Genomic DNA, 19,516 nt, shown 5'->3' on the forward strand with positions numbered 1-19,516 from the left:
CCCAATAAATGAGAGTTGTAGAGAGTTAAATGAGCGCAAAAATTCTTGCTATCGATACAGCGACTGAAAACTGTTCAGTTGCGTTGTTGGCTAATGATCAAGTGATTTCACGTAGCGCGGTTGCACCACGCGATCACACCAAAAAAGTACTGCCAATGGTTGATGAAGTACTCAAAGAAGCTGGCCTGACTCTACAAGAGCTGGATGCGTTAGCGTTTGGACGTGGTCCAGGTAGCTTTACTGGCGTTCGTATCGGTATTGGTATCGCACAAGGTTTGGCGTTCGGTGCTGACTTACCTATGATCGGCGTTTCAACGCTGGCTGCAATGGCTCAAGGTAGCTATCGCTTACATGGTGTGACCGATGTCGCTGTGGCCATTGATGCACGTATGGGTGAAGTTTACTGGGCACGTTACACTCGCCAAGCAAACGGTGAGTGGGCAGGGGTGGATGCAGAGTGCGTAATTCCACCAGCACGTCTCGTTGAAGAAGCACAAGCAGACGACAAAACGTGGACGACAGCAGGTACTGGTTGGGATGCTTACCAAGAAGTATTAGCAGGCCTACCGTTTAATTTGACGCATGGTGACGTTCTGTACCCTGATTCACAAGACATCGTGATTCTTGCTGAACAAGAATTTAAAAAGGGTAATACCGTGCCGGTCGAAGATTCGAGCCCTGTTTATTTACGTGATAATGTGACATGGAAAAAACTTCCTGGTCGCGAATAGTCCGTTTTTCATTAACCTGACAAAAAGCAGGGCGTTTGCCCTGTATTTTTATGGAGTGCTATGGCGTCGATTAATGGCTTGCCTCCTTCTTTGATTCCCGGTGCAAATCGCACTCATAAAGCCAGTCAAAAGAAGCAGGTAAATAAATCACAAACAAAGCAGCCTGTAGGTCAGCCTTCAAAGGTTGCTAACGCCGTGGCGCACTCCATAAAACACGTGGATGAGTCCCAAATTCACCGAGCTCAAGTGCAATATGACCTTCCTGAAGGGGGCGCACGTAAAGCAATGGAGCAGTACATGGATGTCATGAATCGAGCTAAAAAAGAGGAACTGGCTCAATTACTTGGTGTCGATATTTACGTGTGAGATCTCCCCAGCTTGGGGTTACTAATATTGAAAGGTGGTTTATGAAGGTTTTTGGACGGTTTTTTCTCGCATTATTTGCTACGGTTGGTTTGTCTGCGTGTAGCTCGTTGCCTGAGGAGCTAAATGCAAGCACAGAATTGGTCGTTACAGACTATAAAGCTTTTGCTGAGTCTCAGGGGCAAGTGAGTGAAGATGTTCGCCTTGGTGGAATCATCGCTAAAGTGGATAACTTTAAAGATAAAACGCGTCTAGAGATTGTAAACCTTCCTATCAGTAAGTCTGGTAAACCTGATATCGATGAAGAGCCTACGGGACGTTTTGTCGCCTATTTTGATGGCTATTTAGAGCCTGTCGCCTTTAGTGAAGGCCGTTTGGTGACGGTTGTAGGCAAAGGAGCAGGGGAAGAAGAAGGAAAGATCGGTGAGCACGGTTACATCTTCCCGGTAATAAAGGGGGAAGGGTACCGTTTATGGAAAATTGAAGAACGTGTACGCATGTATGACTCGCCAACCTACTTTTACCCATGTTACTCGATTAACTGCCGCATGTGGCGTAATGATTTCCCACAAGACGGTAAAGTGATAAAACAGGTCAAATAATCTGCGATGCATGAGCGTCAATTCGAGCTTCCTGCCGGCAAAATGGCAGCCCTTGAGATAGGGAACGAGAAAACGGCTGACTTGTCAGTCGTTTTTCTTCATGGGTGGTTAGATAATGCGGGCAGCTTTAAAGCGCTCATGGAGCAGTTGAATCAACTTAATCCTCACTTACACCTCCTCGCCATCGATCATTTTGGTCACGGTTTATCGAGTCATAAATCTCACGATAATTATTACCCCTTTCACGACTATATTGCCGATTTGTATCAGTTTTTGGACGAATTATCACCAAACAGACTGATATTAGTAGGGCATTCACTTGGTGCTTTAATCGCAAGTTGCTATAGTGCTGCGTTTCCAGAGCAGGTCGAAGGTCTTGTGCAAATTGAGGGAGCAGGACCTCTTACTGAAGAGCCTATTAACAGTTTGCCTCGTCTTCGCGATGGCGTTTTAAGTCGAATAAGACAGCAAAACAAGCCAGAGCGAGCCATTGCCTCCTTCGATCTGGCGTTAAAATTACGCATGCAAGCCAACCAATTAACCGCTGAGCAACTTCTACCGATAGTCGAGCGTGGAACAGAGCAGCGAGGAGATAAATGGTATTGGCGGCATGACGCCAAGTTAAAATGTGCGTCGCTTTACCGAATGGCGCAAGCGCATGCTAACTCGATTACCAGCCAAATACGTTGTCCTCATTTGATTGTATTAGGCGATCAAGGATTTCAGAATTTACCATCTAACCAAGCTGATTGGGGAGAGAACCCACCGCAAGTGGTTTCTGTCAAGGGTGGTCATCACTGTCATTTAGAGCAAATACTCGAGGTCGCAACGCGAATTCTTGGTGTAGTTAACAAAATTTAAACAAGTGTTTGAGAGTTGCGTGCTCAAGCACGTTCGCTGTGCTGTAATAGCTTTCAAAATAAAAAGGACGCTATTTTTTAGCCAGTTATAAACGAGGAGTAACATCGTGGATAAACCATGGCTTTCACGTTATCCAAGTGACGTACCTGAAACCATTAATCCAGAGCAATATGAGTCTTTGGTAGAAATGTTTGAACAGTCTGTACAAAAATATGCAGACCAACCAGCATTCATGAACATGGGCTCGGTTATGACCTTCCGTAAATTGGAAGAGCGTAGTCGCGCATTCGCAGCGTATCTGCAAAACGAGTTAAAACTGCAAAAGGGTGACCGTGTTGCTCTGATGATGCCAAACCTACTGCAATACCCAGTGGCGTTGTTTGGTATTTTGCGTGCAGGTTGTATCGCCGTAAACGTTAACCCACTTTACACTCCTCGTGAACTTGAACACCAATTGAATGACTCAGGTGCGACGACGATTGTGATTGTGTCTAACTTTGCGAATACGTTAGAACAAATTGTCGATAAAACACCAGTCAAACACGTAGTGTTAACCAGTCTTGGTCAAATGCTGCCACGAGCGAAAGGTACGATTGTCGATTTTGTCGTGAAGTACGTTAAGGGCATGGTGCCTAAGTACGATTTACCTGGTGCAATCTCAATGCGTCAGGCTCTACGTAAAGGTCGTCGTCTACAATACGTTAAACCGTTTATGTCTGGGGATGACATTGCATTCCTGCAATATACGGGGGGGACGACAGGTGTCGCGAAAGGCGCGATTCTGACTCACCGCAACATGATTGCGAACGTTCTACAGGCAAAAGGCGCGTACGGACCGGTTTTATCTCCGGGGCGTGAATTAGTCGTGACAGCGTTACCGCTGTATCACGTATTTGCTCTTACCGTAAACTGTCTGCTGTTTGTCGAAATGGGTGGTCGTAACTTACTTATTACCAACCCTAGAGATATACCAGGGTTCGTGAAAGAGCTACAAAAGCATCCGTTTACTGCGATTACGGGCGTGAATACCTTATTTAATGCATTGGTCAATAATGAAGATTTCCACGAGTTGGATTTCAGTAATCTACGTTTAGCCGTTGGCGGCGGCATGGCAGTGCAGCGCTCAGTGGCAGAAAGATGGCAAAAGACCACGGGTTGCTATTTGCTCGAAGGTTACGGTCTAACAGAATGTTCTCCGTTGGTGGCGGCATATCCGCATGATCTTGTTGAATACAATGGCTCTATTGGTCTGCCGGTACCATCAACAGAAGTTCGTATCGTGGATGAAGAAGGCAACGCTCTTGCGAATACTGAAACTGGTGAACTTCAAGTTCGTGGTCCTCAGGTTATGCAAGGTTACTGGCAACGACCTGAAGCAACGAAAGATACGATTAACGAAGACGGCTGGCTATCAACCGGCGACATCGTTAAGTTCGATGACGAAGGCTTCCTGCATATCGTCGACCGTAAGAAAGACATGATCTTAGTATCAGGCTTTAATGTTTACCCGAACGAAATTGAAGACGTTGTAGCACTACACGGCAAGGTACTTGAAGTTGCTGCTATTGGTCAGCCGCATGAAGTGTCTGGTGAATTAGTGAAGATTTATGTCGTGAAACGCGATCCGAGCTTGACCAAAGACGAAGTGATCGCGCATTGTCGAGAACACCTAACTGGCTACAAAGTTCCGAAGTTGGTTGAATTCCGCGAAGACTTACCTAAAACCAATGTCGGTAAGATCTTGCGTCGTGTTTTACGCGAAGAGAATGACGCTGAACTTGCAAAGAAAAGCGCATAAGCCGATTTCGTCGAGTCGAGAGATTTAAAAAATGATAGAATGCCAGCGTTTTGCTGGCATTTTTTATAGCGAGAAGTATGTGAACTATCAAATTATTACTAAAAACAAAGACCTAGAAGAGGTTTGCACTCATGCCCGAGAGGCAGACGTAGTGATGCTGGATACCGAATTCGTTCGTATTCGCACTTTCTACCCGCAGTTAGGTCTGATTCAGCTTTTCGATGGTAATCGCCTCTCGCTGATTGATCCGACTGAATTAACGGATATGACGCCGTTTGTAGCGCTATTAAAAGATACTTCTGTGCTAAAAGTGCTGCACGCATGTGGTGAAGATTTAGAAGTTTTCCAAAACGCTTTTGGTTGTACACCATTCCCTATGGTGGATACGCAGCTGATGGCCGCTTTTCTCGGTCACGGCCTATCGACAGGCTTCGCATCGCTGGTGGAAGAATATTTAGGCGTAGAGCTCGACAAAAGTGAATCACGTACCGACTGGATGGCTCGTCCACTGACACAAAAGCAATTAGATTATGCTGCCGCAGATGTTCATTACTTGTTACCGTTATACGAAAAGCTGTTCGATAAGGTGACGCAAGCAGGTTGGTGGGAAGCTGTACAGCAAGAAAGTGATTTACTCGTTTCGAAACGTATTCGCGTAACCAATGAAGAGAATGCCTACCTTGATATTAAGGGCGCTTGGCAATTAAAACCTTCTGAGCTGGCGATTTTAAAGCCATTGGCGACGTGGCGTTATCGTGAAGCAATCAAACGAGATTTAGCGCTGAACTTTATCTTCAAAGAAGGTGATCTATTAACGGTCGCTCGTCTTGGTTTAACGAACTTTAAGAAGATGGAAGCAGAAGATATTGATATCCGAGCGATTAACCGCCATGGCGCGAAGATTGCCGCGATTGTTAAGCAAGCGAAGCAAACACCTTCTGAAGAGTATCCTGCGAAAATTGAGCGTTTAATGGACTATCCGGGTTACAAGCAGGTCTTCAAAAATATGAAAGACTTGGTGAAATCGGCTTCGCAGAAGTCAGGTTTAGCCACGGAGTTCCTTGCCTCTAAAAAGCAGATCAATCAGTTGATCAGTTGGGTTTGGAAAAAAGATCGTGACCCAGAAGTATTGCCTGATTTGATGCAAGGGTGGCGTTTGGATTTACTCGGCGACAAGATGAACAAAGCATTAAAGTAATGAAAGATGAAAAAGGTTGGCCTCGATGCCAACCTTTTTCGTTCTAATTAGAGCATTCGTCTTGCGAGAGAAACTGATTACTTTTCTTCGTCTGGTAGCTTCACATTCAGCTCAAGAACTGAGATATCGTCGTCTTTGTGCTCAAATGTTAAGTCAACCATATTTGGATCAATTGCCACGTACTTGCTGATCACCTTCAAGATGTCTTCTTTTAATTGAGGCAAGTAAGACGGCGCAGGATCATTTTGGCTGCGGCGCTCTGCGACAATGATTTGCAAACGCTCTTTAGCTAGATTCGCAGAAGTTTTCTTCTGTGGACGGAAAAATTCTAATAATGACATGTCTAGCCTCCAAAGAGTCGTTTAAAGAGTCCTTTCTTCTCCTCAGTAAGGAAACGAAATTCAACCTGATTGCCTAATAAGCGATCAACGGTGTCAGAATAAGCCATACCCGCATCGGTGTTATCGTCAAAAGTGACTGGCACACCTTTGTTTGACGCGTTAAGCACGGCTTGGCTTTCTGGAATCACGCCCAGTAGTGGAATATGTAAGATCTCCTCAACGTCTTCAACGCTTAGCATTTCGCCTTGAGTGACGCGAGATGGGTTGTAGCGAGTCAGTAGAAGGTGCTGTTTTACTGGCTCTAGCCCTTGTTCTGCACGCAGTGACTTGGAATCTAAAATACCGAGAATGCGGTCAGAGTCACGCACAGAAGAGACTTCTGGGTTCGTTGTGACAATGGCTTCATCGGCATAGTACAAGGCCATTAACGCGCCTTGCTCGATACCTGCTGGTGAATCACAAATAATGAAATCAAAGCCCATTTCATCAAGTTCGCCGAATACGCGCTGAACACCATCTTTTGTCAGTGCGTCTTTATCACGAGTTTGAGAAGCAGGAAGAATAAATAGGTTGTCCGTGCGCTTATCTTTGATCAGCGCTTGGTTTAATGTCGCTTCGCCGTTAATGACGTTCACAAAGTCATACACGACGCGGCGCTCACAGCCCATGATTAGATCGAGGTTACGCAAACCGATGTCAAAATCGATCACCGCGGTCTTTTTTCCCTTAAGAGCTAGACCAGAGGCGATGGCTGCGCTTGAAGTGGTTTTACCAACGCCACCTTTACCAGACGTTACTACAATAATGCGTGCCATTTTTTTTCCTTTTTAGATTAAATCGCGAGAACTTCTAAATGTAATGATTCATCGGCTTTACTGATCATTACTTTCTTTTGCCAGTACTCGCTTTCAATTTGATCGCTTAACCAGTAGTCACCCGCAATGGATACCAGTTCTGCTTGTAAATCGTGGCAAATAATACGCGCTTCCTGCTGACCACTTGCTCCTGCAATCGCACGACCTCGAAGTGTGCCATGGATATGAATAGAGCCGTCAGCAATGACTTCAGCACCTGCACTTACGTGCGCTAGCACCACCAAATCACCATCTTTTGCGTAGATCTGTTGTCCTGAGCGGACAGGCGTACGAACTACTTTCGTTGGTGCCATTTTGGCAGGTGCTTGGCTTGGCGATTTGCTCGCCGACATAATGGCGAAGCCAGCTTCGGAAGCAAGGTTTTGTACACGCTTGTCTTTACAGCCCGTTACACCGACCGGAATAAAACCGGCATCTGAGATGCCTTGTTTAAGCTTAGGGAAATCAATGTCGCCTTGTACTTTTGCTATATTGATTACCAAAGGCGCGGATGCAAAAAAAGAAGGTGCTTGAGAAACTTTTTCTTGCAAAAATTCGACAGTCTTTGCGATCTCATTGTCAGAAAGGTGTAAAACTGACAATGTAAAACTGCTACCTTTAAGGTCTGGTGAATGGGTCATCGTGGACTTCTTGCCTTTATTGAAAGAGCGTTGCCTTAAACTAGGTATGTCATGTTATATTTCATCCTTTGACGCAGCAAGTTCTCTCGTGGGCAAATAGGTGAATTAATCTCAAATTTGCTATTAAGTTTGCGAGAATTTGACGTTTACAACCTAATCCGCACTCAACGCGGCTAAATCAGCATAAAAGGCGTGTCATGCTTTGTTCTATTTATAAAAGCTCGAAAAAAGAAGGTACTTATCTCTATATTCCGAAAAAGGATGATTTTTCACAGGTTCCTGACACCTTAATGCAGATGTTCGGTAAGCCTATCGCTGTCATGACGATTAAACTTGATGGCCGTAAATTGGCACAAGTTGATATCGAAAAAGTGAAGGCTTCATTACAAAATGATGGCTTCTTTCTTCAGGTTCCACCGCCGCCGGAGAACCTATTAGAAAAGTACAAAGAACAAAAAGCCCAGCAGAAAGGCGAATAACGTCATCGTTTTTCATCTGGGATTTCTGCCTTGCTCAAGGAGGGCAATATGAAAAAGATACTGGCTACCATGCTTAGCGTTGGTATGTGTACCTCGGCTTTTGCAAGTAGCGAGGGTTTTGATGAATACTTGAATAAGCTGCGTGCTGAAGCTCGTGATAAAGGTATCTCAGAGCAGGTCATTAGTGCTGCTTTTGCTAATGTTGAGTACAAGCCCCGAGCAGTAAAAGCGGACCGAAACCAACCAGAAAAGAAACTGACATTGGATGAGTACATTCCTCGCGCGGTGCCTGAATGGAAGGTGAAGCAAGCCAGACAACTCTACAAAGAGCATTACACCGAGCTAAAGCGTATAGGCGATGAGTACGGTGTCCACCCGCGCTTTGTTGTGGCACTTTGGGGAGTTGAAAGTAACTTTGGTAAGTTTACCGGCAACTTTAAAGTGATTGATGCACTATCCACAATGGCATTTGAAGGCCGTCGTGAAGAGTTTTTCCGTAAAGAGACTATGTCGGCACTTCAGATCCTCGATCAAGGCCATATTGAGCTAGAGAACTTTAAAGGCTCATGGGCTGGTGCGATGGGTCAATGCCAGTTTATGCCAAGCTCTTTCCTTCGTTTTGCTGCTGACGGCAACGGTGATGGTAAAAAAGACATATGGCAATCTGAAGCGGACGTGTTTGCATCAACCGCTAACTATTTGAGCAAGTCTGGTTGGGATGATAAATATACTTGGGGTCGCCAAGTTAAGGTTCCTAAAAATATTGATCGCAGCCTAGAAGGGCGCACGGCTGAAAAAGGCAAATACCTTCAAGAGTGGAGCCAATTAGGTATCACAAAATATGACGGTAGCCCGTTGCCAAAACTGGATGAAGACATCAAAGCATGGTTGATCATGCCGGACGACGAGAATGGTCGTACGTATCTGGTTTACAATAACTACAACGTATTGATGAAGTGGAACCGCTCTTACTACTTCGCACTTGCTGTGAGTCACTTGGCTGACCGCATTAAATACTGATCTGCCATCAAACAATTTGGCATTCAGTCTTCAATACAAGGGCTCTTCGGAGCCCTTTGTTTTTTCTATAACCAAATCGAGGTAAAGCGTGTTATCTGAACGTGCCGCACAAATGGTGATTTTCTCCGCTCTTCTTAAACACAAAAGCTTCACAGCTGCTGCAAAGAGCTTAGGCGTGTCGGTGTCTCATGTGAGTAAACAGTTGAGTCAGTTAGAAGCGTCTCTTGGTATCAAGCTTGTTCAACGCACTACGCGAAGCTTTACGCCGACTGAGGCAGGGAAAACCTTTTTTCATCACTGTGAGCAAGTGGTACAAGCGGTGAGCAGCGCCACATTAGAGATGGAAACCCAGCGGGATGAAGTAGCAGGTTTGGTACGTCTTGGGTTGTCGCAATCATTTGGTACCTTACACATTATTCCAGCGATTCAAGAGTTACGCGAACTGTATCCTCAACTTCAAGTGGAAGTACATCTGTTTGACTATAAGGTCGATATGTTAGCCGAAGGGCTCGATTTATGGGTAACCAACAACGAGCATTTGCCTGAAGGTTACATTGCGCAGCGTTTGACGGATTGCCAGTTTGTTGTTGCGGCATCGCCAGATTACTTATTGAAACATGACACGCCAACAGAACCGGATGACCTATCTGCTCACAACTGCCTCATATACAGAAGCTGGGAGCGTGACTATACGGGGTGGGCGTTTACCAAAGATCAGCAAGAATTGAACGTAAAAGTCTCGGGTAACTATTCAGTAGATCTGGCAGAAGCCGTTCGGGATGCGGCTATTGCAGGTTGGGGTATTGCCTACCTTGCCACTTACTTGCTGGGTGATGAGTTCAGAACGGGTAAGTTAATACAGCTGTTACCTGATTGGAAAGCCAGCCAGTCGATGCCGTTTTATGCGGTATACCCAAGCCGCCAGCATATGCCAAAAAAAATATCCGCAGTGATTAACTTTATCAAACAGAAGATCGGCAACCCTTGTCATTGGGACCAACGTTTGGCGCCTTACATCTCTATTCCTAAATAACAGGATCAATGACGTTGTAGAACGACACATAAGGTGATTCACTTCACAAAAATTTTTCCTGAATCAGAAACATATTTTCCATATGGAAACAATTAAAATAAGCAAACGTTTATCTTCAATAAATTCAATTGGTTATTTTGTTGGTCAGTTATTGGTCGCTTAAACTTTTCACACTGTTAACATCCTCAACTTGCAGCATTTTGAGTCCGCTATACAATCCGGTGCCTTCTATATCCCCCTTCTGTCGGATTCATTTTATGAACTCAATTATTGGTATCGTAGCCATACTATTCCTAGCATGGCTACTTTCTACAAATAGAAAAAATATAAAGCTGAGAACGGTGTCGTTTGCGTTTGCTTTGCAGGTACTGTTTGCGTTGTTGGTTTTATATGTACCAGCAGGACGAGATGCGCTGAATTCAGTGAGCAGTGTTGTGTCGAATTTGATCAACTATGGTCAAGAGGGCATTGCGTTTTTATTCGGTAATTTGGCGACAGGGGGCTTCACCTTTGCGATCAATGTTCTGGGTATCATCGTTTTCTTCTCCTCTCTTATCTCAGGTCTTTATCACATTGGTGTGATGCCAAAAATCATTAACTTTATCGGTGGTGGTATTCAAAAGCTGCTGGGTATCGGTCGTGCTGAGTCTTTGTCTGCTACGGCGAATATCTTTGTTGGCACCATTGAAGCACCATTAATGGTAAAGCCTTACCTAAAACACATGACTGACTCGCAGTTCTTTGCAGTTATGACAGGTGGTTTAGCGTCAGTTGCTGGCGGAACGTTGGTTGGTTACGCATCACTGGGTGTCGACCTCAACTATCTTATTGCTGCTGCATTTATGTCGGCACCTGCCGGCTTGTTGATGGCAAAAATTTTAATGCCAGAAGATACGGATAAAGCAGCAGATATCGACATTAGCCAAGTTGAAATTCCACGTGCAACCAACGTAGTAGAAGCATTAGCCGATGGTGCCATGGCGGGTGTACGCATTGCTGTATCGGTCGGTGGTACGTTACTGGCGTTTATTAGTGTCATTGCAATGCTAAACGGCATGTTAGGCTGGATAGGTGATCTGATTGGGACACCATTAAGTTTTGAGCTCATCCTAGGTTTTGTGTTTGCGCCAGTCGCTTGGTTGTTGGGTATACCATGGCAAGAAGCAACCACAGCAGGCTCGCTGATTGGTAACAAGATTGTGGTGAATGAGTTCGTCGCTTTCATCCAGCTTGCAGAAGTGAAGTCTCAACTTAGTGAACACTCACAAGCAATCGTGACGTTTGCTTTGTGTGGCTTTGCAAATATCTCAAGCATGGCGATGCTGATTGGTGGGTTGGGCTCTTTGGTACCAGAAAAGCGTGCATTTGTTTCTAAGCATGGTTTCCGTGCGATTATCGCTGGTGTCATGGCGAACTTAATGAGCGCTTCTATTGCGGGCGTGATTTTAAGTCTGTAATTGAAATAGATATCAACAATTAGCAAAAAGGCTCCTTGCGGAGCCTTTTTCGTATCTGAAATTTACGTTATTTGTCTGTGTGGAACTGTTCGCAAGCGAGCATCGTGTTCTCAATTAAACTTGCGACGGTCATTGGGCCAACGCCACCAGGAACAGGAGTAATAAAGCTCGCACTTTCACGTGCTTTGTCGTATTCCACGTCGCCAACTAGTTTGCCTGAATCAAGACGGTTAATACCGACATCGACCACCACTGCGCCTTTTTTAATCCACTCACCAGGGATGAAGTTAGGTTTACCAACCGCAACCACGACAACGTCAGCTTGACGCACATGACTCTCTAGGTCTTTGGTAAAACGGTGACATGTTGTTGTTGTGCAGCCCGCAAGCAGCAGCTCAAGTGTCATTGGACGACCAACAATGTTTGATGCGCCAACCACAACCGCATGCTTACCACGTAGCTCAATGTTGTAACGGTCGAGTAGGGTAATGATGCCCTTTGGCGTGCAAGAGCGAAGCTTTGGAATACGTTGCGCAAGACGGCCAACGTTATAAGGGTGGAAGCCATCCACGTCCTTCTCTGGGTGAATGCGCTCTAAAACATGTGTTGTGTCTATGCCCGCAGGAAGGGGTAATTGCACTAGAATGCCGTCAATTTCATCATCATTGTTTAATTCATCAATCAGCGCTAGTAACTCTTCTTCTGAGCTAGACGCAGGAAGGTCAAAAGACTTAGAAACAAACCCAACTTCTTCACATGCGCGGCGTTTGCTACCGACATAAACCTGAGAGGCAGGATCTTCACCAACTAGAACCACTGCTAAACCAGGAGCACGTAGCCCAGCTTCAACACGTGCTTTAACACGTGCAGCCACTTCGGATCGAACAGTTTGGGAAATGAGAGTTCCGTCTATATTTTGAGCAGTCATGACTTTCCTTATAAATTAAGAAGGCAGATTATCTGCGGCGCATTGTCGCAGAATTTCTTATCAACATCCATACGCAAACGTTTGCTTTGTGGTGTTTTTGAACATTAAGCGTTTTAATGGACTTTTTTTAGGCATTCAGATCAGAATGTTATGAAAACCCGTTGATTTACCCGTTTGAACTCGTATAATCCTGTCCCTGTAGCGCGCCCTTAGCTCAGCTGGATAGAGCACGTCCCTTCTAAGGATGTGGTCATAGGTTCGAATCCTATAGGGCGTGCCATTCCTCCCCTCAGCACAGTCTTCCTATCCAAAACCGTTAGGACTGTGCCATGTATTTAGTGAACAATCTCACAAAAACTCCACCACAAAACCTTAATTTAAACACCCCAATTCCGTCTTGTATAGACAGCTACGTTCAAATTCGTGCGCAATACCATAAAACTTACATTGGAACGTTAAAGTACCGATTAGAGCGAATCAGCCGTTACTTTTCTTCTTATTTAATCAAAGATCTCACCACAAGCCCTTATGCTAGGGATAACATCAACTCTTTCATCAATCAGCGTCTATCTAGTGTTAAGCCTGGTACTGTTCGGAAAGATGCCGCAGCTCTGCAAGCGATGCTCAATTGGCTTCGTCGGGATATCGGCTTACAAATCCCAGATATTTTTAAACAGATACGGTTACCAAAAGATTACGGAGTCCGTCAGTTCATTCCAACCCATGAACAAGTTAAGGCGGTTGTTGCCAGACTAGCCTCGGAAGAGCTACGCGACATTTGTATGCTGTTAAGTGAAACAGCCTGCCGTAGGAACGAAGTTCTGAAACTGCGAAGGTGCGACGTCTACCTCGAACATCGCTATATACAATTATGGAACACAAAGAATGGGGAAGACCGTAAGGTACCACTTTCTACTACAGCAATGGCAATACTGGGTAAAAGGATGGAGTTAACCACAGACAGAGCGCCAACATACCCTGTCTTTAGCGCATTACCTGAATACGTCAGCAAAAAGTTTCGAAAAGCTGCCGATGAAGAAGGGCTACATGAGTTCGTCTTACATTCACTCAGGCATTACAGGCTATCCAAGCTTATAGAAGCAGGACATGACAGCGTATTAGTATCCAAGGTTTCTGGTCACCGAGATCATCGGGTACTGAGTAGGTACGTGAAGTTGGATGCTGAAGCTTTGGCGGCAAGGCTTTTTGATTAGGGTGGCAAACAACATTAGGGAAAGTTTCTGAGTTCAAAAATCAGATAAATTTTTGATGCCGATATATTGATGTGGGGGAGGGGGTGCAACGTTTTGGTCCATCCCCCCCACTAACTGAATTGATGCTATGTCCGGCAAGTGCCCCTTAGAATAAATGAAGCTGTTCATAGCTGCTGTTTACATATGTGGTTTTTTCTTTATTTTTAAGTGTTACTTTACCCTGAATTGCATTCTCTATTATCCCCGTGACATTGAGAACGGTATCGATTGATATTTTAGGAATTACACCATTATCTTTAGTGTACCCAGATAAATATTCTTCAGAATTACTTCTGACACCGAACCTTTTACAAATAATGTATGAGATAGACTCAGCTTCAAACTCTTGTTCTGTTAGTGTGAGGTGTTGTCTCTCTCTCCAACTCTCTTTTTCTCTGTGAACTCCAAGATGCCCACAAAGGAGATGAGCTATCTCGTGAACTAGAGTTGCGAATTTGACTTGCGGGGTGTGGTTTGAGTTGATTTCGAGAATATAGGATTTGAATTTGTTATAGCCATAATCTGCTCGAATAGAGCCTGCACTACTATTAATTTGGGGTTTTTCTACAACTTTTACCCTAAGTCTATCACACAGTTTCGCTAACATGTTTAGAGCTCGAATTGGGAGTTCACCTTTAGCCCAAAAAGGATCGAAAACTCTTTTTGGCAGTTGCTCACCCTCAGTATCATTAACATCAAATACAAACATGACAGGGTGAAATGGTGCAAGGATGATAAGTGGTCTTGCTTCTGGCTTAACGGTTCTATTGTGCTTTTTTAACCAGTCAGTTTTAGAAGCTACGTATGTTACGTTAGGATCTTGTGCATAAATAAGCGCTATGTTGTAAGCCGAGTAATTTTTAATCTTAGCGACGAACTTGATGAATCGAAAATAGTCACTGCTGCCTCGGTAGTTTCGTGTTAAATCAATTAATTCATCAAATGTGCTTTTATGCTCTAGTTTTGTCTCTTTCATTTTGATGGTTTATCCAGCTAATATTGGTAGCCCATCTCGTTACCTAGATGTATCGGAGTGATAAGACATGGGTGTATCATCATAATTAGGGCGGGCAAAGATAACTTTTTTATGCAATGCTATCTTCGATATTCCGTTACAACAATGGTTTAATTGAATCTTTGGTCTGTATGTTCTTCTGTATTCCGAGCATAGTATAGGAATGTACTTGTGAAGAACTTTTTTCTTCGCTAGTAGCGTTTTGATTTGGATATGAAAATTTATATGATGTTGACTAGTGCTTAATGACAGTACACAGAGGGTGAAATGGGGTTATTCAGTGTACTTAAAAGTACATCTAAGACGCTTAAGCTAGGTGTACAAGGCTTGAACAGCGGACTAGAAGAAGTGAATAAGGGGTTAGAGTACGTTAACCAAGAGCTTAGTGCGTGGAACGAAGAACAGCAAGAAAAGCAGCCGCTAAAAGATGCTTTGCACACCGTGACGATGCTTGAAATCCGTTTAAATAGTTTTGTGAGAAGAACACTAAGCACTTTTCCTTACACCTCGAGTTGTCTTAAAGAAAGTCTGAACGCTATTTCTCTTGCGAAGCAATTTTTGCGATTTGGTATCGAAAACCCTGAGCACAGAAAAAGTGTTTTAGATGCGGTAAGACAATTATCTCAAGTATTTGTATTACGTTATGGAGAAGTAGAAGCCTTGCTTGATGAATTCAGCAGTGACCTGAAATCTAATCCGAATAAACTTGAAGCGGAAGCCAAAGAAGTTATTGAGTCTGGTATTTGGGGGGAAGCCTTGGAAAGCTTCAATGATACCATCGACAAACTCAACTCAGCATTACCGGTTGAATTCGTGAAACTTAATTACCTGAATGAGAATAACAATAGAATAATGAATAGTTGGGATACATGGAAACATAAATACAAAAAGCAGATTGAACATGTCGCAGGGTATGAAGAAGCATTTGTCGATAAAGTTCTTTCTCAAATTTCAGAAATTGAACCAGTAGATGTTGTCCCTCAATATCACTTTATCGATGATAATGGTGGTAACCGTTATATTGACTTTATGATAATTAATGAACGTAAAGGCTACTATTTGCCCATCGAGCTTGATGGAACGTATAAGGACACAAATCATCAGCGTTGGAAAGATTTTTTGATTCGTCAAAACTCACTGATTACTAAATTCGGTATAGTCCTTCGATTTAGTAATAATCAGTTGATGAGGGAGCATTCGAAGATAATCAAAAAAATTCGTCATACACTACATACTCAATCGACCAATAAGATAACTGAAGAGAGTAAGAATAAGGAACGAGAGCGTTTGAGGGGGTGGTACGACAAAAAACTTAATGAGTTGGAACAATCAAACCATAATCATGAGGCTATTTCTGCTGAAATTTGCGAACTAAGAGCTTTAGTTGAAGAGATCAAATCGACTCCAAAAACAGAGTACGGCAAAGAATTGGTGGATAATAACGGAGGTAGTAAGCCTAAATCGGGATTTTGGTTGGGTGTTAGTACAGCATTAGCCATAGGCTTGTTTAGTATGCTTGTTCTTTTGTCGAGGTCTGATGTCTCATTTATGAGACCTGTAAAGCCTGCCGACTTAAATTCAATTGAAACAAAAGAAGAGCTTACCAATACACAAAGTATCGAAGGTGTAGGGGAGAAGCCAAATCCCAATGGCTCAAGAAGTATTGATGACTGGGTGGAAGTGTCTGCTGATGAACTAGCGTTGTCTCATAGTATCGAAGTTCATGACAGTAACTCTATTGCACCTGACCAAACTATGAGTTTACTTGGTACTTACCAGGTTGTGTGTGGAATCGTTCGTGAAGTTAAGGCTTTTTCCAAAGGTAGTTATCTTAATTTCGATTACCGATACCCTAACACTGAATTTAGAATAGTGGTTTGGGACTCGGATGTAGAAAAAGTATTGGGGTACGGGGAAAACTTTCAGCACTTTATAAATCGAGAACTCTGCGTTTCTGGAGAAATCACTTCTTTTGGAGGGCAGCCTCAAATTATCGTTAAATACTCTGATCAACTAGAGAGGAAGTAAATGAAGAAGTTAACACTATTATTTGGCTCTTTATTCGTTGTCTTGGCAACACTATCAAATCAAGTTACAGCGAAAGAACAAAGAATTGAAGCTTATCGTGCCGCTTTCCATGTCGGTGAAACTGTTATGGCTTGTGGCGTGGTTGCGCAGGTACACAAAGGTAAGAAAGCAACTTACCTAAACTTGGATAAGCCATACCCAAACCAATCGTTAGCTGTCTTGATTTGGGATGACAAGCTAGATGGTTTTGAAAACAGGTTTGGTTACCTTAGAAACTTTTCTAATCAAAAAGTTTGTGCTCGAGGGAAGATTACTGAGTACAAAGATAGTTTACAAATCCAAGTTTCTAACCCACAGTTTCTTCGCTTGATGAAGTAAAGTTTCCTTCAGACAAAGCCAATCCCTACAGTTGGAGTTTCACTTTTTAGTGTTGGATTTCTAGCTTTGTAAATACGCGTGAATATTAAATTACGTTCTGATTTCATAGGCTTTTTCAGAATATATAGATTTGGGGGAAGGATCCTTTGGTCCACCCCCTCCTGATTATTTATAGCCCTTCTCGTCTCAAGATTTCTTTTATGTCCTTCGACATCTCTAGCTGGCGAGCATGATATCGTTCAAACCGTTCTGTCTTGGCTTGCATCTTCGACTCCCTCCGTTGCTCTAATGTTTTATAGAAGTGTTCGACCGCTGAGGATAACTGTTGCTTTGATGCTGCTATTTCGATTTTAAATCGCTCGCTGTCCATATGGACGTCATGATGTGATGTCGTCTCTGCACCTATTGCGAACGGTGTGAATGGTATTGTCATAATCAAAATCGAAGATAGTGTTTGTTGCTTGGAATATTCCGTAAGAAGCCTCCTAAAACGAGAAAACCCCGCCAGAGCGAGGTTTATTGGGTATACAGAAATTGAACTAATCTTGCGAGAAACTGCTACTTTCCACTATAGAAATTATGGCGCAATCCAATAGGAAGTCCATCGGTGTACGAAGTGATTTAGAGTGTGGTCACAACAAAAGTGTTGAAAATGGCGCTTTCGTTCGGATTTTAAAACTCGCTCATTTATGCATGGTTTATGCATTTATTATTCAGCCATATTTGGTGACTAAACGTCGGAAAATGGGCGTTTCGTAGGACATTTTAAAATTGGTGAACTCGCTTGGTGCAGATTAGGGTTATTATGTTAAATTCGATGGTTTTTCAAACAATTTTCGGGAGCGGGGAAGCATTCTCTGATTCTTTCGCAATATCTGCAAGGATAAAGGCAAGCGGGTTTGAACGATCGCCTGAAAGTTCGACCTGGTGGCTCGGGTTCCAGTTGCCACGGCTTCGACATTTAAGCCAAAATTCCATCGCTCGAACATCAGGTGGTAGCTCTTCCTGGTACTCGACCACTTGACCGGAGCTTAACACCTTCTGTTTTGTCACTGTTACACCCATTGCTCTATTAAATAGGCTGTATGCTACTTCTGCGTCGGCTGCGAGCTTCCCACGCTTTCTTGCTTCAGCGAACTCTGGATACAGGCTGACCCAGTGGAAGATTGTGTCTCTGTGAACTTCAAAGAATTCCGCTAAGTCTTGATCCCGAGCGCCCATCAAGCAGAGCTTGTATACCTGCACTGCATATTCCGGTTGGTATTTGTTGTTGTTCTGGTTTCCTGGGGGGGCTGCCATGGTTTTGTTCCTTATATTAGAATGTTCTAATTCTAACACTATATATTAGCGGGATCTAATGCATGTCGGAGTTAACCTAAAAATTTCAGACCATATAAGATAGGACACCTTCCACGATACGTGAGGATCTGAGTTCACACACTCGAAAATGTCGGCTTGTAGATCTATGTTTGGATATGTGACTATCTGCAATGTATAAAATAGAAGGTTTGGAGAAATAGATGTTCTGGTGGGTAAACCATAAACAGACACACAAAGAAGAGATTAAAGGTGGCTATATTTGGTCTCCCAAGAAGAATGCAAATGGAGCCAAAAATCATAGCTATGACAACATGCCTAAAACTTCTGTCGGTGACACTGTGTTTTCTTTTGCTTTTGCTGAAATTAGAGCTATCGGACAGGTTGTTGAACAATGTAAATCTGCACCGAAACCTGATGAGTTTGGTGATAAAGGGGACTATTGGGACAACGAAGGCTGGTTAGTTAAGGTTGAGTGGACAATTTTAGATAAACCGTTTCGCGCTAAAGACAACATTTCCACAATCGCACCGCTACTTTCCAATAAATATGCTCCAATCCAAAAAAATGGGAACGGTAACCAAAGTTGCTACTTGGCTAGTATTTCTGAAACGTTAGCTAACCTTCTTTTTGAGCTTTCAGGCAAAAATGTCGCTACTAAAGAAGAGCTAGGTTTCGATGAAGAGAACAATGAACTAGATAACGAAATAGAGCAGCAACTAGAGCGTGATGGTTCTATTAGCCAAACCGAGAAAGAGCAGTTGATAAAAGCCCGCCGTGGCCAAGGAAAGTTCAGAAAGAGCCTGGAAGCTATTGAATCGAAATGTCGTGTTACTGGCTTGTCAGACAAACGCTTTTTGATTGCAAGTCACTGTAAACCTTGGCGCGACTCCAGTAACCAAGAAAAGCTTGATGGGAACAATGGCTTACTCCTTTCCCCCCATATCGATAAGCTCTTTGATAAGGGGTGGATATCATTTACTGATGATGCTGACTTAATCATTTCGGACAACTCAGTAATTTCATTATTGAAATGCTGGGGCGTACCATTCCCTTTAAACGTAGGTTCATTTAGTGAGCAGCAAAAGCCATTTATTAAATATCATCGAAATAATGTCTTAAAAAATAGAGGTTGACCCTGGGTAAAAGTAATCGCTCAATCAGAAAGCTACTTTTGAAATGTCTCACTGATGGGGAATTTGATAGGTGATCTTTACCA

General features: G+C 43.4%; 21 protein-coding genes and 1 tRNA gene. 15 read left to right on the top strand and 7 right to left on the bottom strand.

The annotated features are described in order from the left end of the window. The first annotated feature begins 29 nt into the window (after positions 1-29). The 6 genes from tsaB (at position 30) to rnd (ending at position 5,553) form a co-directional block, all read left to right on the top strand. Complete coding sequence (tsaB, locus tag R8O11_RS09695; RefSeq protein ID WP_064376304.1) at positions 30-731, top strand: tRNA (adenosine(37)-N6)-threonylcarbamoyltransferase complex dimerization subunit type 1 TsaB; 702 nt, start codon at positions 30-32, stop codon at positions 729-731. A 60-nt stretch (positions 732-791) separates the two neighbouring features. Then, entirely contained in the window at positions 792-1,097 is a 306-nt protein-coding gene (locus tag R8O11_RS09700; RefSeq protein WP_017819942.1) for a hypothetical protein, read from the top strand. Between the two features lie 41 nt (positions 1,098-1,138). Then, positions 1,139-1,696, top strand: coding sequence for a Slp family lipoprotein (locus R8O11_RS09705; protein ID WP_005382214.1), 558 nt, complete (start codon positions 1,139-1,141; stop codon positions 1,694-1,696). A gap of 6 nt (positions 1,697-1,702) precedes the next feature. Next, positions 1,703-2,557 (top strand): alpha/beta fold hydrolase, encoded by an 855-nt coding sequence (locus R8O11_RS09710; protein ID WP_047102882.1) that lies wholly within the window; start codon positions 1,703-1,705, stop codon positions 2,555-2,557. Positions 2,558-2,663: 106 nt separating this feature from the next. Next, positions 2,664-4,355: a long-chain-fatty-acid--CoA ligase FadD gene (gene fadD / locus R8O11_RS09715; RefSeq protein WP_005382216.1), complete on the top strand. Its 1,692-nt coding sequence runs from the start codon at positions 2,664-2,666 to the stop codon at positions 4,353-4,355. A 79-nt stretch (positions 4,356-4,434) separates the two neighbouring features. After that, a complete protein-coding gene (gene rnd / locus R8O11_RS09720; protein ID WP_031777213.1) occupies positions 4,435-5,553 on the top strand; it encodes a ribonuclease D in 1,119 nt (372 codons plus the stop codon). Between the two features lie 77 nt (positions 5,554-5,630). Here the strand turns inward: rnd and minE are convergent, their stop codons facing one another. Genes minE through minC form a run of 3 tightly spaced genes read right to left on the bottom strand, consistent with a single transcriptional unit; the run spans position 5,631 to position 7,389 of the window. Then, entirely contained in the window at positions 5,631-5,894 is a 264-nt protein-coding gene (gene minE / locus R8O11_RS09725; RefSeq protein WP_005388332.1) for a cell division topological specificity factor MinE, read from the bottom strand. 2 nt (positions 5,895-5,896) lie between these two features. Next, a complete protein-coding gene (minD, locus tag R8O11_RS09730) occupies positions 5,897-6,709 on the bottom strand; it encodes a septum site-determining protein MinD (RefSeq protein ID WP_005388331.1) in 813 nt (270 codons plus the stop codon). Positions 6,710-6,726: 17 nt separating this feature from the next. Next, on the bottom strand, positions 6,727-7,389 hold the full coding sequence (minC, locus tag R8O11_RS09735; RefSeq protein WP_005382304.1) for a septum site-determining protein MinC: 663 nt from the start codon (positions 7,387-7,389) through the stop codon (positions 6,727-6,729). A gap of 197 nt (positions 7,390-7,586) precedes the next feature. Between minC and R8O11_RS09740 the strand changes: the two genes are divergently transcribed. From R8O11_RS09740 to R8O11_RS09755, 4 genes are all read left to right on the top strand, one after another. Continuing rightward, positions 7,587-7,868, top strand: coding sequence for a YcgL domain-containing protein (locus R8O11_RS09740; protein ID WP_005382303.1), 282 nt, complete (start codon positions 7,587-7,589; stop codon positions 7,866-7,868). Between the two features lie 48 nt (positions 7,869-7,916). Then, positions 7,917-8,888, top strand: coding sequence for a lytic transglycosylase domain-containing protein (locus R8O11_RS09745; protein WP_017634802.1), 972 nt, complete (start codon positions 7,917-7,919; stop codon positions 8,886-8,888). 88 nt (positions 8,889-8,976) lie between these two features. Beyond that, positions 8,977-9,921 carry a LysR family transcriptional regulator gene (locus R8O11_RS09750; protein ID WP_017634801.1) on the top strand — a complete coding sequence of 315 codons (945 nt, stop codon included), beginning with the start codon at positions 8,977-8,979 and terminating at the stop codon, positions 9,919-9,921. A gap of 257 nt (positions 9,922-10,178) precedes the next feature. Next, positions 10,179-11,378, top strand: coding sequence for a NupC/NupG family nucleoside CNT transporter (locus tag R8O11_RS09755; protein WP_005382298.1), 1,200 nt, complete (start codon positions 10,179-10,181; stop codon positions 11,376-11,378). Between the two features lie 67 nt (positions 11,379-11,445). Here R8O11_RS09755 and folD read toward each other — a convergent pair whose 3' ends face one another. Beyond that, entirely contained in the window at positions 11,446-12,306 is an 861-nt protein-coding gene (gene folD, locus R8O11_RS09760) for a bifunctional methylenetetrahydrofolate dehydrogenase/methenyltetrahydrofolate cyclohydrolase FolD (RefSeq protein ID WP_005382297.1), read from the bottom strand. A 203-nt stretch (positions 12,307-12,509) separates the two neighbouring features. Here folD and R8O11_RS09765 point away from each other — a divergent pair. Beyond that, positions 12,510-12,586 (top strand) — tRNA-Arg (locus tag R8O11_RS09765). Between the two features lie 49 nt (positions 12,587-12,635). Next, on the top strand, positions 12,636-13,520 hold the full coding sequence (locus R8O11_RS09770) for a site-specific integrase (protein ID WP_318101850.1): 885 nt from the start codon (positions 12,636-12,638) through the stop codon (positions 13,518-13,520). Between the two features lie 145 nt (positions 13,521-13,665). Here R8O11_RS09770 and R8O11_RS09775 read toward each other — a convergent pair whose 3' ends face one another. Further along, on the bottom strand, positions 13,666-14,535 hold the full coding sequence (locus R8O11_RS09775; RefSeq protein WP_318194102.1) for an ImmA/IrrE family metallo-endopeptidase: 870 nt from the start codon (positions 14,533-14,535) through the stop codon (positions 13,666-13,668). 306 nt (positions 14,536-14,841) lie between these two features. Between R8O11_RS09775 and R8O11_RS09780 the strand changes: the two genes are divergently transcribed. Then, positions 14,842-16,602 carry a hypothetical protein gene (locus tag R8O11_RS09780; RefSeq protein ID WP_318101856.1) on the top strand — a complete coding sequence of 587 codons (1,761 nt, stop codon included), beginning with the start codon at positions 14,842-14,844 and terminating at the stop codon, positions 16,600-16,602. Further along, positions 16,603-16,980, top strand: coding sequence for a hypothetical protein (locus R8O11_RS09785; RefSeq protein ID WP_318101858.1), 378 nt, complete (start codon positions 16,603-16,605; stop codon positions 16,978-16,980). 169 nt (positions 16,981-17,149) lie between these two features. Here the strand turns inward: R8O11_RS09785 and R8O11_RS09790 are convergent, their stop codons facing one another. Both R8O11_RS09790 and R8O11_RS09795 read right to left on the bottom strand, forming a co-directional pair. Then, positions 17,150-17,413 (bottom strand): hypothetical protein, encoded by a 264-nt coding sequence (locus R8O11_RS09790; RefSeq protein ID WP_318101860.1) that lies wholly within the window; start codon positions 17,411-17,413, stop codon positions 17,150-17,152. Positions 17,414-17,805: 392 nt separating this feature from the next. Then, positions 17,806-18,279, bottom strand: coding sequence for a hypothetical protein (locus R8O11_RS09795; protein WP_318194103.1), 474 nt, complete (start codon positions 18,277-18,279; stop codon positions 17,806-17,808). A gap of 221 nt (positions 18,280-18,500) precedes the next feature. On the opposite strand from R8O11_RS09795, the gene R8O11_RS09800 reads away from it, so the two are divergent. Continuing rightward, on the top strand, positions 18,501-19,433 hold the full coding sequence (locus tag R8O11_RS09800; protein ID WP_318101864.1) for an HNH endonuclease signature motif containing protein: 933 nt from the start codon (positions 18,501-18,503) through the stop codon (positions 19,431-19,433). The last annotated feature ends 83 nt before the right edge of the window (positions 19,434-19,516 follow it).

The sequence above is a fragment of the Vibrio sp. 1288 genome (genome assembly GCF_033344475.1).

Bases quoted from the DNA above. Each gene is read 5' to 3' on its own strand.
- tsaB (WP_064376304.1), top strand. From the start codon at position 30: ATGAGCGCAAAAATTCTTGCTATCGATACAGCGACTGAAAACTGTTCA.
- R8O11_RS09700 (WP_017819942.1), top strand. From the start codon at position 792: ATGGCGTCGATTAATGGCTTGCCTCCTTCTTTGATTCCCGGTGCAAAT.
- R8O11_RS09705 (WP_005382214.1), top strand. From the start codon at position 1,139: ATGAAGGTTTTTGGACGGTTTTTTCTCGCATTATTTGCTACGGTTGGT.
- R8O11_RS09710 (WP_047102882.1), top strand. From the start codon at position 1,703: ATGCATGAGCGTCAATTCGAGCTTCCTGCCGGCAAAATGGCAGCCCTT.
- minE (WP_005388332.1), bottom strand. From the start codon at position 5,894: ATGTCATTATTAGAATTTTTCCGTCCACAGAAGAAAACTTCTGCGAAT.
- minD (WP_005388331.1), bottom strand. From the start codon at position 6,709: ATGGCACGCATTATTGTAGTAACGTCTGGTAAAGGTGGCGTTGGTAAA.
- minC (WP_005382304.1), bottom strand. From the start codon at position 7,389: ATGACCCATTCACCAGACCTTAAAGGTAGCAGTTTTACATTGTCAGTT.
- R8O11_RS09740 (WP_005382303.1), top strand. From the start codon at position 7,587: ATGCTTTGTTCTATTTATAAAAGCTCGAAAAAAGAAGGTACTTATCTC.
- R8O11_RS09745 (WP_017634802.1), top strand. From the start codon at position 7,917: ATGAAAAAGATACTGGCTACCATGCTTAGCGTTGGTATGTGTACCTCG.
- R8O11_RS09755 (WP_005382298.1), top strand. From the start codon at position 10,179: ATGAACTCAATTATTGGTATCGTAGCCATACTATTCCTAGCATGGCTA.
- folD (WP_005382297.1), bottom strand. From the start codon at position 12,306: ATGACTGCTCAAAATATAGACGGAACTCTCATTTCCCAAACTGTTCGA.
- R8O11_RS09770 (WP_318101850.1), top strand. From the start codon at position 12,636: ATGTATTTAGTGAACAATCTCACAAAAACTCCACCACAAAACCTTAAT.
- R8O11_RS09775 (WP_318194102.1), bottom strand. From the start codon at position 14,535: ATGAAAGAGACAAAACTAGAGCATAAAAGCACATTTGATGAATTAATT.
- R8O11_RS09780 (WP_318101856.1), top strand. From the start codon at position 14,842: ATGGGGTTATTCAGTGTACTTAAAAGTACATCTAAGACGCTTAAGCTA.
- R8O11_RS09785 (WP_318101858.1), top strand. From the start codon at position 16,603: ATGAAGAAGTTAACACTATTATTTGGCTCTTTATTCGTTGTCTTGGCA.
- R8O11_RS09790 (WP_318101860.1), bottom strand. From the start codon at position 17,413: ATGACAATACCATTCACACCGTTCGCAATAGGTGCAGAGACGACATCA.
- R8O11_RS09795 (WP_318194103.1), bottom strand. From the start codon at position 18,279: ATGGCAGCCCCCCCAGGAAACCAGAACAACAACAAATACCAACCGGAA.
- R8O11_RS09800 (WP_318101864.1), top strand. From the start codon at position 18,501: ATGTTCTGGTGGGTAAACCATAAACAGACACACAAAGAAGAGATTAAA.